General features: G+C 57.3%; 11 protein-coding genes. 8 read left to right on the top strand and 3 right to left on the bottom strand.

Annotated features, from left to right (window positions below):
- Position 1 precedes the first annotated feature (1 nt).
- Entirely contained in the window at positions 2 to 2,125 is a 2,124-nt protein-coding gene (locus tag KGB29_RS17530) for a TonB-dependent receptor plug domain-containing protein (RefSeq protein WP_223616463.1), read from the bottom strand.
- Between the two features lie 195 nt (positions 2,126 to 2,320).
- On the opposite strand from KGB29_RS17530, the gene KGB29_RS17525 reads away from it, so the two are divergent.
- From KGB29_RS17525 to KGB29_RS17505, 5 genes are all read left to right on the top strand, one after another.
- Positions 2,321 to 3,346 carry an NAD(P)H-dependent glycerol-3-phosphate dehydrogenase gene (locus tag KGB29_RS17525; protein ID WP_154860353.1) on the top strand — a complete coding sequence of 342 codons (1,026 nt, stop codon included), beginning with the start codon at positions 2,321 to 2,323 and terminating at the stop codon, positions 3,344 to 3,346.
- A gap of 31 nt (positions 3,347 to 3,377) precedes the next feature.
- Entirely contained in the window at positions 3,378 to 3,725 is a 348-nt protein-coding gene (locus KGB29_RS17520) for a DUF4389 domain-containing protein (RefSeq protein ID WP_057713666.1), read from the top strand.
- Positions 3,722 to 4,177 (top strand): phosphohistidine phosphatase SixA, encoded by a 456-nt coding sequence (gene sixA / locus KGB29_RS17515; protein ID WP_154860352.1) that lies wholly within the window; start codon positions 3,722 to 3,724, stop codon positions 4,175 to 4,177. Before KGB29_RS17520 ends, sixA begins: the two co-directional genes overlap by 4 nt.
- A 227-nt stretch (positions 4,178 to 4,404) precedes the next feature.
- Positions 4,405 to 6,072 (top strand): AMP-binding protein, encoded by a 1,668-nt coding sequence (locus KGB29_RS17510; protein WP_223616462.1) that lies wholly within the window; start codon positions 4,405 to 4,407, stop codon positions 6,070 to 6,072.
- Positions 6,073 to 6,104: 32 nt separating this feature from the next.
- Entirely contained in the window at positions 6,105 to 6,551 is a 447-nt protein-coding gene (locus KGB29_RS17505; RefSeq protein WP_223456127.1) for a hotdog fold thioesterase, read from the top strand.
- A gap of 1,338 nt (positions 6,552 to 7,889) precedes the next feature.
- Here KGB29_RS17505 and KGB29_RS17500 read toward each other — a convergent pair.
- Both KGB29_RS17500 and KGB29_RS17495 read right to left on the bottom strand, forming a co-directional pair.
- Complete coding sequence (locus KGB29_RS17500; protein ID WP_223543713.1) at positions 7,890 to 8,999, bottom strand: TadE/TadG family type IV pilus assembly protein; 1,110 nt, start codon at positions 8,997 to 8,999, stop codon at positions 7,890 to 7,892.
- Between the two features lie 21 nt (positions 9,000 to 9,020).
- Positions 9,021 to 9,431, bottom strand: coding sequence for a TadE/TadG family type IV pilus assembly protein (locus KGB29_RS17495; RefSeq protein ID WP_223543714.1), 411 nt, complete (start codon positions 9,429 to 9,431; stop codon positions 9,021 to 9,023).
- A 1,372-nt stretch (positions 9,432 to 10,803) separates the two neighbouring features.
- Here KGB29_RS17495 and KGB29_RS17490 point away from each other — a divergent pair.
- The 3 genes from KGB29_RS17490 to KGB29_RS17480 are packed head-to-tail and all read left to right on the top strand — an operon-like array spanning position 10,804 to position 13,171.
- Positions 10,804 to 11,610: an alpha/beta fold hydrolase gene (locus KGB29_RS17490; RefSeq protein WP_154946994.1), complete on the top strand. Its 807-nt coding sequence runs from the start codon at positions 10,804 to 10,806 to the stop codon at positions 11,608 to 11,610.
- Positions 11,607 to 12,461 carry an alpha/beta hydrolase gene (locus tag KGB29_RS17485; RefSeq protein WP_223543715.1) on the top strand — a complete coding sequence of 285 codons (855 nt, stop codon included), beginning with the start codon at positions 11,607 to 11,609 and terminating at the stop codon, positions 12,459 to 12,461. The genes KGB29_RS17490 and KGB29_RS17485 overlap by 4 nt, the downstream gene beginning before the upstream one ends.
- Before the next feature lie 50 nt (positions 12,462 to 12,511).
- Entirely contained in the window at positions 12,512 to 13,171 is a 660-nt protein-coding gene (locus tag KGB29_RS17480; protein ID WP_090457264.1) for a glutathione S-transferase family protein, read from the top strand.

The raw sequence follows: 13,171 nt of genomic DNA, 5'->3' as shown, positions 1-13,171 counted from the left end.
CTTAAAGCTCCAGCTCGGCGCTGAAATACATCACCTGGCGCTGGTCATAATTATTGTCGATGAAGGTGGTCGGCTGATTGTCCAGCCGTTGCTGGAGCACCCCGGCCAGTTCCAGGCTGGCCTTGCCCAAGGCGATACGTTTGGCGATGCGCGCATCGACCCGTTCAAAGCGGTAGCCGTTGAGGGCGTCATCGCCATTATAGAAAAGCGCACTGTTCCAGCCTTGGCCCCAATCGCGCAGCCATCCGGCCGAACCACTGTTACTTGCAGTCTGCCTGGCATCCAGCGGATTGCTGGCATCGGTATCGACGTAGGCATAAGTCAGTCGCAGGCGATCGAGGTTGCCGACACGCCAGTCGAGCTGGGTTTCGACCCCCGAAAAGCGCGCCTTGTTGGCATTGCTGGCAATGTACTGATTGTTGCGTAGCGGCTCACTGATCATGCCGGTGATTTCGTCGTGGAACAGCTTCACGTCGAGCGCCAGCCCCGGTTCGGGAAAATAGCCGTTGTAGCCCAGTTCCCGAGAGCGCATGTGCTCTTGATCAAGGTCGCCGGGGCCACGGGTCTTGACGAAATAACGGGCGCTGGACTGGCCAAACGCACCGGGCTTGAGGTTGGTGACCTGATAACTCCAGTTGACGTTGTTCTCGAACATGTCCGGTGAGCGGATGGCCTCGGAGTACACCGCACGCAAGCCGTGGCGCGGGTTGATCAGGTAGTTGACCGCCATGCGAGGTGTCAGCGAGCTGCCGGTCAACCGGGTGTCCTCGAACATGGCGCCGCCTTGCAGCAGCCAGTGTTCGGTGGCACGCCACTCGAACTGGCCGAACGCTCGCCAGATCCTGTCATCGAGAGTGCCATTGAAGTAGGTCTCGGAATTCACCCGGTCGTAACGGTAGTTTATCCCGCTGACCAGCCGCAGGTTATCGGCAAGGCTGAGGGTGTCCTGCAGTTCGAGGTCGTAGCGCGATTCCCGGGTGCTCTGGTCGATGTCGCCGCAAACGGTCTGGTTCGCGCCGTTGCGCCATTGATCGAGTACCTGGTTGGCCAGCGCCTGCTCGGCGGGCGTCCCGGCCGGCGCACCAGAGCCGATGAAACGCGTGATATTGCGGGCCAGGCGCTCGGTGTAGTTCGGGTTCAATTGCCAGAGTTCGGTCAGTTGCGGGCTGAACGAAACTTCTGCGTCGCAGGCGCGCCAGGTTTGCTGGCGATCCCAGTGTTGGGCCGACCCCTGGATATAAAGGCTGTGGTCCGGATTGACGTCCAGATTCCAGCGCAATGACCCGGCGTAGTCCTTGGCGGTGACGTCGGAGTCGTCGCCGGCGCGGGTAATTCCCGGGAACACCGGCCGGTAGGTATAGGGCCGCTGGTTGGTGCCGTCCTTGGCATTCAATTGCCAATCGAGGCTTTGCCGTTCGTCGAGGCTCTGGCTGACGCTGAGGTTGAAGCGCTCGAGGCGACGACTGTCATGGTAGTCAGCGCCGGTTCTGTCGGTGTCGAAGCCGTCGTCTTGCTGGCCGGACAGGGACAGGCGCATGTCACCATCCTCCCAGCCCAGGCCCTGGCTGGCGTAAAAGTCGTTGATGCCGCGCTGGCCCCGGGTGACCTTCATACGCGTGCCGTGACTGTCGGCCGGGCGCCGGGTAATGATGTTGACCACCGCCATCAGGGCGTTGGCGCCGTAGCTGACGGTATTCGGTCCGCGAAAGACTTCGATGCGCTCGATGTCTTCCATGGCCACCGGAATGTCACTCCAGTCCACGGTGGCCAGGCCGGCGCGATACACCGAGCGCCCGTCGATCAGCACTTGCATGCGCCGCGCTTCATTCGCATTGGTGCCGTGGTAGTTCACCGTCGCCTGATTGCCGCTGATGTTGCCGACCATCATCCCCGGCACCAGGCGCAGCAGTTCGCTGATGTCACGGGCACCGCTGGCGTGGATCAGGGCACTGTCGATCACCGTCATGCTCCCCGGCACGGCCGCCGGCGACTGCTTCAGGCGCGTGGCGGTGAGTACTTGCGGCAGCGGTTCGCTGTCCAGGAACAAGTCGTCGGCCAGCGCCGGCGAGCTGAAAATCAGCGCCAGTACCAGAGGTGAATGCGGTGAAGGAGAGCCCGGAGACACAACACATCCCTGTCAGTGATTGTTGGCGCGCATGTTAACCGAGCCGAATGACTTTTCCATTCACGATGTCTGCATTTTCCTCGGTTTTATTGGTCTTCTTCCTACGGGTGCAGGTATTTGATGTCGGGGCTGGCCGTCGATGGACTGCCCCGTATAATGCCGACATCGCCACTGGTATGGATTAACGGATTGCATATGACTGAACAGCGCCCGATTGCGGTCCTGGGAGGCGGAAGTTTTGGAACCGCCGTGGCTAATCTGCTGGCCGAGAACGGGCATCAGGTCCTTCAGTGGATGCGTGACCCCGAACAGGCCGAGGCCATTCGGGTCAATCGCGAGAACCCGCGTTACCTCAAAGGCATCAAGATTCTGCCCGGCGTCACGCCGGTCACCGACCTGCAAGCCACATTGGACGCCTGCGACCTGTGTTTCGTCGCATTGCCCTCCAGTGCGCTGCGCTCGGTGCTGGTGCCGCACGCCGAACGCTTGACCGGCAAAATGCTCGTGAGCCTGACCAAAGGCATCGAAGCCCACACGTTCAAGTTGATGAGCGAGATCCTCGAAGAGATCGCCCCGCAGGCGCGCATCGGCGTCCTGTCCGGACCCAACCTGGCCCGTGAAATCGCCGAGCACGCGCTGACCGCCACGGTGGTCGCCAGTGAAGACGAAGAACTCTGCCAGCAGGTTCAGGCCGCGCTGCACGGGCGCACCTTTCGTGTGTACGCCAGCGCCGATCGTTTCGGCGTGGAGCTGGGTGGAGCGCTGAAAAATGTCTACGCGATCATCGCCGGCATGGCGGTGGCGCTGGGCATGGGAGAAAATACCAAGAGCATGCTGATTACCCGGGCATTGGCGGAAATGACCCGCTTCGCGGTGAACCAGGGTGCCAACCCGATGACCTTCCTGGGGCTGGCCGGCGTGGGCGATCTGATCGTGACCTGTTCGTCGCCCAAGAGCCGCAACTATCAGGTCGGTTTCGCCCTCGGCCAGGGCCTGAGCCTGGACGAGGCGGTCACGCGCCTGGGTGAAGTCGCCGAAGGGGTCAATACCCTTAAAGTGCTCAAGTCCAAGGCCCAGGAGGTTGGCGTGTACATGCCGCTGGTCGCCGGGCTGCACGCGATCCTGTTCGAGGGGCGCACGCTGGAGCAGGTCATCGGTCTGTTAATGCGTGGCGAGCCGAAAACCGACGTCGACTTTATTTCCACCAGTGGTTTCAACTAATCACGCTTGCCAGAAAAGCAGGGAGTTGCGCATGAACGATCCAAAAATAGAAGCCAAGTACGAGTCCATCCTGCTGCGGGTGCTGTGGATGATCCTCTTCGTGCTGGTGTGGCAAGTGGCGCAGTTCATCCTCGGCGCCGTCGTGCTGGTGCAGTTGATCTATCGTTTGTTCTATGGCGCCCCAAGCGCCAGCTTGATGAATTTCGGCGACAGCCTGAGCCAGTTTCTGGCGCAGATCGGTCGTTTCGGCAGCTTTCACAGCGACCAGAAGCCTTGGCCGTTCGCCGACTGGCCAACGCCGCGTACACCGGAAGGTGAGGCGCCGCATGTCGTGGCACCGGCACCGCATCCGGCCCGAGATGAGGAACCCAAGCTATGAAACTCTGGGTATTGCGTCATGGTGAAGCTGTACCACACGGCTCCCGTCCCCACGATTCGGAGCGGGAACTGACGGATAACGGTCGTAAGGAAGTATTGAAAATCGCCGCAGAGCTGATGGGTCAGCCACTGACCGGCATTTACGCCAGCCCGTACCTGCGAGCGCAGGAAACAGCGCAACTGGTACGAGACGCATTGGGTTTCGTACCGGAAATCCGCACCGTCGAGTGGCTGACACCGGACACGGAGCCGGACAAGGTGGCCGAACAGATGGTCGCGGTAAGCAACGTTTTGCTGGTCAGTCACAACCCGCTGGTGGGGAATCTGCTGAGCTACCTGCAGCATGGTGCCGGACATCCGCCGGAAAGGGTCAGCACTGCCGGTCTGGCGGAGCTCAAGGGTGAAGAGCTGCTGGTCGGGTCAATGAAACTCGACAGCATCAAGCATCCCTGACCACGGGTTTCATAGGGCAAAGCTTGACTTGAAGTGGGCGCCCAACACTGTGGGAGCGAGCTTGCTCGCGATAGCGTCAAGCCAGTCGACATCCATGTTGAATATTCGTCCGCCATCGCGAGCAAGCTCGCTCCCACAGATGTAGAAAGTTTTGTATGAAATAGTCAACCAAGCACTTGCTTGGTTGACTACGCTTGCTCCAGACCAAAATCACAGGAGCGAGTCGCATGTCTGCTGCTTTTCGTTTGCCGCTGGACGTTTTCTACGAGCGTGAGGCCCGTCATCCCCGCCAGCGCTTTCTGGTCCAGCCTGTCGGGGGCGGCCAGGTCGAGACCTTGACCTGGGCGGACGTCGGACATCAAGCACGCTGCGCCGCCCACTGGCTGCGAGCGCGGGAACTGCCGCAGGGCAGCCATATCGCCCTGATCTCGAAGAACTGTGCGCACTGGATAGTTGCCGATCTCGCGATCTGGATGGCCGGGCATGTGTCGGTGCCGTTGTACCCCAACCTGACCGCCGAGACCGTTGCCCAGGTACTCGAACATTCGCAAGCAGCGCTGGCATTCATCGGCAAGCTCGACGACTGGCCAGGTATGTCCCGTGGTGTCAGCCCCGACCTGCCGACCATCAGCCTGCCCCTGCATCCTCCCGGCGACTTCGATTTCAGTTGGGACGACCTGCAACGCAGTTCGCCCATCCAGGACAATCCCAAGCCTGACGCCGATCAACTGGCGACCATCATTTACACGTCCGGCACCACGGGCATGCCCAAGGGCGTGATGCACAGCTTCGGCACTCTGGGGTTTGCCACCACCCGCGGCACTGCGTTGTTCGGTCTCAACGAGTCGGACCGGCTGTTGTCCTACCTGCCGCTGTGCCACGTTGCCGAGCGCATGTTCGTCGAGCTGGCATCGATCTATACCGGCCAAACGGTGTTTTTCGCCGAGAGCCTCGATACCTTCCTCACCGACCTGCGCCGTGCGCGCCCGACCGCACTGTTTGGCGTGCCGCGCATCTGGACCAAATTCCAGATGGGCGTGTACAGCAAGATCCCGGCAAAACGTCTCGACTTCCTGCTCGGCCTGCCGATCATCGGCAAACGGGTCGGGCATAAAGTCCTCGCCGGGTTGGGGCTGGATGCGTTGCGCATCGCGTTGTCCGGCGCGGCTCCGGTGCCGCAGACCTTGTTGCAGTGGTACCGCAAACTGGGGCTGGACGTGCTGGAGGTCTACGGCATGACCGAGAGTTGCGGTTACTCCCACATCGGCATGCCGGGCCAGAACAAACCGGGCTGGATCGGCAAGCCGTGTCCGGAAGTCGAAGTGCGGATCGCCGAGACGGGGGAGGTCATGGTGCGCAGTGGTGCGACCATGCTCGGGTATTACAAGGAGCCGGAAAAAACCGCCGACACCATTACCGAGGACGGCTTCCTGCGTACCGGCGACAAGGGCGAGGAGGACGCCGAAGGCAATCTGCGCCTGACCGGGCGCCTGAAGGAAATCTTCAAGACCAGCAAAGGCAAGTACGTGGCCCCGGCACCGATTGAAAATCGCCTGGCCGTGCATTCGCGCATCGAACAGGTCTGCGTGGTGGGCGATGGCTTGAGTGCGCCGCTGGGTTTGTGCGTGTTGTCGGCGGTTGGCCAGCAGGATGCCGGAGGGACCGCGCGCGCCGGTTTGCATTCGAGCCTGGAAAAACTGCTGGAGGAGGTCAATGGTGCCCTCGACAAGCATGAACAACTTCGGCGCCTGGTGGTGGTCAAGGACAGTTGGGCCGTGGAAAACGGCTTCCTTACCCCGACCCTGAAGATCAAGCGCAACGTGATCGAGGCGGCTTACGGTGAACGCTTTGAGGAATGGAGCGAGCGCAGCGAAGCGGTGCTGTGGCAGGATTGATCCACGAACAAAACCAACGAGGACACTCTGCGATGAGCCTGTGGCGCACCACCCCGAACATCGAGCAGTTGAACGCAATCCAGAAAAACACCATCGGCGAAGTGCTGGACATCCGTTTCGAAGCTTTTGACGATGAGTCCCTGACCGCCAGCATGGTCGTCGATCACCGCACCCATCAGCCTTACGGCTTGCTGCATGGCGGTGCCTCGGTGGTGCTGGCCGAATCGGTCGGCTCGATGGCCAGCTACCTGTGCATCGATGCCAGCAAATTCTATTGCGTGGGCCTGGAAATCAACGCCAACCATTTGCGCGGCCTGCGCAGCGGACGGGTGACGGCGGTGGCCAAGCCGATCCACATCGGCCGCACGACCCATGTCTGGGATATTCGGTTGACCAGCGATGAGGGCAAGGCCAGTTGTGTGTCGCGACTGACCATGGCAGTGGTGCCGCTGGGGGAAACACCGCCGAGCAGTTCATAACGTTGACGACTCTCTCTGCTGGCAGATTCAAATGTCGTGGACGCTGTGGCGCCGGGTGATAGTTCTGTCGGGAAATATGGCTTCTGTCGTCTGAACGTCCGCGCTCATGCTGTTCGCACTTGTGGGTTAAGTTGACGATACCCATCCCGAGTGGCCTGCATGATCGCGCCTCGATATTCGGTAGCCGCAGAGAGAATTCCGCTTGCACCACCGCTCAGGATGGTTGCCAGCGCCCCTCGCTCGGAGTTGGGTAGTGCGGTTGCCAGTTGGGTGATGGCTTCAACCGCCCTCGCCGCACCGTAGCTTTACACAGACCCGGTCACCCTGCCGGCCGACCCATATAGGGTATCGAGCGGCGGCGGTGTCTGTAGCGAGAGGAAACCTGCACTGTGCCTGGTTCCCGGATGAAGGCCTCGCAGCCATGTTCCGATGAATCCATCTATCCCCTCCACCATGGGAGATAGATAAGAACGACAAAGCTGAGTTGGAGGATCTCGCAATAAAACTAGGTGTGGCTGTAGAGGACCTAACTTATGAAAAGCTCACTTCCCGGGTAATAGAGTTCTCATCCGAGCGCTTTAGTAACGATCGTTTGAGCAGTCGGCTGTCTGACCTCTGTGGGTTGGTAAGGACTGCTTGGGACAGGCTTGGATCATTGCTTCAAATAGGCCCATTCCTTGGGGGAGTCTGGTTCACGATTACTGAGTCACTGACGAATGCGATCTTTTCCTGGTGGATTGTCGGTATCGGGTTGCTCTTTTGGATTTTTGGAGTGCTTTTTGCCTTGGCCTGCCGACTTTTGACGGACCGCTACCCAGGTCAAGCCAAAAAAGGCCAGAAAGGCTACGACCGAATTCCTTAGCATACGGTGGAAGCAGAGTTCTTCGTCGGAAGATGAAGTGTGAACTCAAGCTGGGCCCCAGCAAGCCTAACGATTGCCAATATGAAGCTTTTCGATAGACTGTTTTCGCCCCAGAGTGTGTAAAACGGGCTTGTGGTTTCGAAACCTGTGTTCCTACGTGGAGTTTGGTGTAGACCCGCTACTCAGCAGACCTGAATTTTACCCAGGAGTGCGATTTTCCGCGTGATCTCGGGCAAAGCGACAATCCAAATTGTTTTTACACAGCCTCGACCAAAAGCGGCCGCTCAAAGCCTACTGCAGAAATGTGGGCGATTCAGCCGATTCCGGATGCGTCACGGTAATCATGAGAACTCCTCCTTCGGTAAAGATAGAAGCCCGGTAAGTCTAGCCATTCAGATGTTCGAAAAATAGAAAGTGTGAACAGCAGTAAGACGATACCGCCATAGGCGGTACCAATGATGCTTATCGTTTTTGCACTACTGAACAAGTCGTGGTGGTGTAATGGCGCCATACGCCGGGCCAATGCCACTTGAGTTAAGAGGGGTGCACTTTGTACTCATTTCACCTTGGATGTATTTTTCCGATCCTCCAACCGCTAAGTCGATGTGGAGGCAAGCAAAAGCCACAATGGGAACAGACGAATGAGTAGATACATTTACAACGATAGGAATCGTAACATACTCGCAGCTTTTGTCCCCTGCCGCACTACAGTCATTTACCGAAGTGAAAACTGTATTTTGAGTGCCCGGCTGAATCCAGGTATTAGTCCCGATACTGAGTGGTGTTGGGTTTCCTTGAGTAATAAGGTCTCTTATTGTTGGAACGTTATTAGTGTCTTGAGTAAATGATGTCCACTGCCCAGATTCGCATGGTCCGTAATGATAGGATGATCCAATTTTAAATACATAGGGCTTTCCCGTGGCAGGGTCATTTTTCGGTTGGTTTGAGCTTGAATCCCAAAAATTATCGTACATACATTGAGTCATTGCGATGGGGAGAAGCCCCTGCATAACGGTTCCGGGGCTTGATATTATCGCAGTAGCAGTGGAAGTAATAGGTACGGTGTCAATACCAAAAATTCGGGCAAAAAAAGTATTTACAGGTCCGCCGTTTAGGCCTGTATCTTTTTTGATAGTCACTTGCACAGCTGGAAAATGTGATGCGCCCGGAAAGGCTTGCATGCCACTTGAAGGGTTTGTAACATTCCAGTAACCGGTTACGATACTACCGTTAGTTATAGTGGCGTTTGCGGTTTTATTTAGTGAAAGCGCCGTATTTGCGCGACTAGATGCTGTGGTGAAATCTGGTGCGCTGCTAGTTGAGTTTCCACATTCAATGCGTGGGTATAGACACCCCGTACCTGCAAGAGCAGTGGCGTCAGCGGCGTTTTGAAGTTCGTTACGCACAACGTAAGCATAAGCATAATCTATAGCCAATGCTGAAAAACCAAATAGTATGGGCAGTGCAAGGACAAACAAAATCAACACTGCGCCTTGCTGGTTTCTCTTAGTCTCAATATGGCCTGCTATTTTTCTTTGGCTATATTTGCGTGTGGCAATGCTTTTAGTTTCAATCGCTGTGCACATGGTGAGCATCCTAAATTGAAGTCACTCATTTAGCATCACTGTTGTCGCCGACAAGTTCATGGGGTTGTCGACTACGTGAAGAATACCGCCAAGAATCATAGTGGAGTATTCGTATGAAACCTGGACGGTGAGTGGCGCTCCAAAAGGTCCTCCAGCCCCTTGCGGAACACTTACCACCGGGGTGGCGGAAGAACCAAATGTTATCAAGTGAGAACCTAAGTAATTGTTGGCAACGCTCTGGATTTGAGCAGTGGTGAGTTTCGGCGATTTTAATACTATGCCAGCTCTTGCTGCTTCTCTGCTGGCATTTGTTATTATGGCCTTATTATAAAGGGCAATACTAAATTCCATAATTACAAATAGGATTAGGAAAAGAACTGGCAGCACGAGCGAGAGTTCGATAGCGGCAAGTCCTTGTTGTTTTTTTCTCATGCTACCCACCTTTGCTACCTGAACCTTCTTGTGCGACAATGCATGCTCTAGACTTGCATGCGCCACTTAACTCGTGACTTCGTTGCTTCGTAAGCAATCAGCTGTTTACGTATTTACCATAGATTCATTTGGCCAAAAGTAAAGCCTGTATAGCGTTAATTTGTGGGTTTTTTGTTGTGTAGTTGGCTGCTGAAAAAAACTGCCGCAGAAGCCTGCTCTCACTCGATCTGACGTTTTGTCGATAGAAATCAACAATATAGGTAAGTTTGCGATACTCACCCATTAATCGAGGGTTTATTTCAAATCGCTCCATGGGACTGTAGCTATCCAGATTTTTGCAATATTAATCGCGAATTGAAGTGGTTTGCTTGCTTCGATATAGCCGTACTCTATAGGGCTGAGGTTATCAGTCAGATTGAATCAATTGATCAAATCAGAGTGTAGTGGCCGTCGCTAATGGCCGTTATAGCTTGATGTAGACGCAGTTAACCATAGCGAAAAGGTGGATTGAGAGAGCTTGGTGGTACAGAACTGGTACGAACGGAACAGAAGGCCACTGTAACTCTTTATCTTAAAGGGTTTTATGGATAGTTATTCCAATCCATCATCGGACTGATCCAGCTACACATGGATTCCGGCACGAATTGACTGAACGCACCGTTGAGTCCGGCCGGTGCGGAATAGGCAAGCGCTGTCCTACCGATGGTCGGCAACCGTTGCCGTACATTGACGCTGCCCCAAGGGAAGTTTAATCCATGCCCTATGAGTATTTGTTGCGAGAGTTCCCGGGCAACTGACCCAGCCTCCACACGGATTCGATTGATAGCGACTTGGTTGCGCTCGATCTCTTCAGTATCGGCTACTTCGTCGTTGGCACTCCAGATCGCCGGCTGAATTCCAACAAGGAGTCCTGGAGCCGCGCCGAGCCCCACCGCGCCAGGATGATTCTGGCAGCCAGCCCACCGCCGACAAGCGCGACAGCGAAGCCTTCTATCGCACCCGCTGTTATTCTAGGCTATTGTTGGTTGCACGCGTGGGAGTGTCGTACACCTGCTGGGAGATGTAAGGTTCCGGCGATGATGCACTGTCGCGACGGTGATAGGCGATATCACGCACACCCAACCCGCGAGGATCTAACGCTTTGATAGCGGGGTGTTGGCGTGGGTTATTACGATCGTGCCCATGACTTGGCATGACAGACTCTTATCCGCGTCGGGAGGATTGACTGTCAACTGTCAGAAATAATAGGTATTGCCACGCACGGCGTTTTAACAACGGCAGGTCTGTCACCCTTCCTGGCAGTTACGGTCATTGCTGTAGGACGCGGTCTTGCGGACAATCTACACCTGTTCTCGCTCATGGATTTGCAGGTATGTCGCAACAGATCTTTTTCGCCCACGCCAATGGTTTTCCTTCGGGGACCTACGGCAAGTTGTTTGCGGCGCTGGCACCCGAGTTTCAGGTGACGCATCTGGAGCAGCACGCCCACGATCCGCGTTTCCCGGCGGACGACAATTGGTACAACCTGGTGGATGAGCTGATCCATCACCTGCAACAACAGGCCGAACCCGTGTGGGGCGTCGGTCACTCCTTCGGTGGCGTGTTGCACCTGCATGCGGCCTTGCGTTGCCCCGAGTTGTATCGCGGGGTGGTGATGCTCGACTCGCCAGTGCTGACCCGGACCGATCAATGGGTCATACGGGCGGCCAAACGCTTTGGTTTCATCGACCGCTTGACCCCGGCCGGGCGTACCCTGGGCCGCCGTGAAGAATTCGCCGACCTGGAAAGCGCCCGGAAGTATTTCGCCGGTAAAACCCTGTTTCGCGGTTTCGACCCGGAATGTTTCGATGCCTACCTGCAACACGGCTTGCATCAGGTCGGCGACAAGCTGCGCCTGCGGTTCGACCCGGCCACGGAAATCAGCATCTATCGCGGTGTGCCGCACACCAGCCCGGGCAGCACCCGGCAGTTGCAAGTGCCGCTGGCGGTGGTACGCGGGCACGACAGCCGCGTGGTGATGCGCCATCACGCCAGTTCGGTCGACCGCCTGCCGTTGGGCGAGTCGTTGACCATGCCTGGTGGCCACATGTTTCCGCTCGAACGTCCCCTTGATACCGCTGACATGCTCAAAGGCCTGTTCTACCGTTGGGGCGGCCGTCGACAACAGGATTGCGCATGAACCACGTCGTCGAAGAGGTCCGCCTGAGCCTGCCGCACATCGAACTGGCGGCGCACCTGTTCGGTCCTGAAGACGGTTTGCCGGTGATTGCCCTGCATGGCTGGCTGGACAACGCCAACAGTTTTGCCCGTCTGGCGCCGAAGCTTAAAGGCCTGCGCATCATCGCCCTGGACATGGCCGGTCACGGTCATTCCGGGCATCGCCCGCCGGGAGCCGGCTACGCCATGTGGGACTATGCCCACGATGTGCTGCAAGTGGCCGAGCAGCTTGGACTGCGCAGGTTTGCGCTGATGGGGCATTCGATGGGCGCCATTGCTTCGTTGATCATCGCCGGGTCGATGCCTGAGCGGGTTACCCACCTGGCGTTGATCGACGGCATCATTCCTCCTACAGACAAAGGTGAAAACGCTGCCGAGCGCATGGGCATGGCCCTGCAGGCGCAACTGGATCTGCGGGAAAAGCGCAAACCGGTCTACGACACCCTCGACCGAGCCGTCGAAGCGCGCATGAAAGGCCTGGTGGCGGTCAGCCGCGAGGCCGCTGAACTGCTGGCGCAGCGTGGCCTGATGCCGGTGCCGGGCGGTTACACCTGGCGCACCGACAATCGCCTCACGCTGCCATCGCCGCTGCGCCTTACCACCGAACAGGCCATGGCCTTCGTCCAGCGGGTCAAGTGTCCTGCAACACTGGTGGTTGCCGCCGACGGCATGATCGCCAAACACCCAGAGTTGCTGGAGCGTCTACCCTTTAGCCGGGAACAGCTGCCAGGCGGCCACCATTTGCACCTCAATGATGAGTCTGGTGCCGATCTTGTCGCAGACTGTTTCAATCGGTTTTTCGCCATTCCTTGACTTGCGCCGGGCAACTGTCGAGGCTTGGCGGGTTGAAAAGGGAGACAACCATGATAGATCTCTACACCGCTGCGACCCCGAATGGCCACAAGGTCTCTATCGTGCTCGAGGAACTCGGCCTGCCCTACACGGTGCATGCCTTGAGTTTCGACAAAAAGGAGCAGAAGTCCGCGGACTTCCTCAAGATCAACCCCAATGGCCGGATTCCGGCGATTGTCGACCGCGCCAATGGCGATTTCGCCGTGTTCGAGTCAGGCGCCATCCTGATTTACCTCGCTGAACAGACCGGCAAACTGATGCCATCGGACCCGAAGGGGCGTTCGCTGGTATTGCAGTGGCTGATGTTCCAGATGGGGGGCATCGGCCCGATGCAGGGCCAGGCCAACGTGTTCTTCCGCTACTTTCCGGAAAAACTCCAGGGTGCCATCGACCGGTATCAGCATGAAACCCGTCGCCTCTACGAAGTGCTCGACACGCGGTTGCAAAGCGTGGAGTTCCTCGCCGATCAGTACAGCATTGCCGATATTGCCACCTTTCCCTGGGTGCGCGGCTACGAGTGGTCGGGCGTCTCGGTGGAAGGCTTGACGGCGTTGCAACGCTGGATGGCAACCATGGAGGACCGGCCGGCGGTGCAGCGTGGCCTGCAAGTACCGAAACGCGCCGATGAAGCCAGTATTATCAAGGGCGCCCAGGCCATGCTGATCCGATGA

Origin of the sequence: Pseudomonas sp. BF-B-30 (assembly GCF_019956305.1) — a bacterium.
Classification (GTDB): domain Bacteria; phylum Pseudomonadota; class Gammaproteobacteria; order Pseudomonadales; family Pseudomonadaceae; genus Aquipseudomonas; species Aquipseudomonas jessenii.
Note: the sequence above shows the minus strand (reverse complement) of the source record. Positions and strands in the feature narration are given on the sequence as shown.

Excerpts from the sequence above, each read along its gene's own strand:
- KGB29_RS17480 (WP_090457264.1), top strand. The coding sequence starts at position 12,512 with ATGATAGATCTCTACACCGCTGCGACCCCGAATGGCCACAAGGTCTCT.
- KGB29_RS17495 (WP_223543714.1), bottom strand. The coding sequence starts at position 9,431 with ATGAGAAAAAAACAACAAGGACTTGCCGCTATCGAACTCTCGCTCGTG.
- KGB29_RS17500 (WP_223543713.1), bottom strand. The coding sequence starts at position 8,999 with ATGTGCACAGCGATTGAAACTAAAAGCATTGCCACACGCAAATATAGC.
- KGB29_RS17520 (WP_057713666.1), top strand. The coding sequence starts at position 3,378 with ATGAACGATCCAAAAATAGAAGCCAAGTACGAGTCCATCCTGCTGCGG.
- KGB29_RS17505 (WP_223456127.1), top strand. The coding sequence starts at position 6,105 with ATGAGCCTGTGGCGCACCACCCCGAACATCGAGCAGTTGAACGCAATC.
- KGB29_RS17490 (WP_154946994.1), top strand. The coding sequence starts at position 10,804 with ATGTCGCAACAGATCTTTTTCGCCCACGCCAATGGTTTTCCTTCGGGG.
- sixA (WP_154860352.1), top strand. The coding sequence starts at position 3,722 with ATGAAACTCTGGGTATTGCGTCATGGTGAAGCTGTACCACACGGCTCC.
- KGB29_RS17510 (WP_223616462.1), top strand. The coding sequence starts at position 4,405 with ATGTCTGCTGCTTTTCGTTTGCCGCTGGACGTTTTCTACGAGCGTGAG.
- KGB29_RS17525 (WP_154860353.1), top strand. The coding sequence starts at position 2,321 with ATGACTGAACAGCGCCCGATTGCGGTCCTGGGAGGCGGAAGTTTTGGA.
- KGB29_RS17485 (WP_223543715.1), top strand. The coding sequence starts at position 11,607 with ATGAACCACGTCGTCGAAGAGGTCCGCCTGAGCCTGCCGCACATCGAA.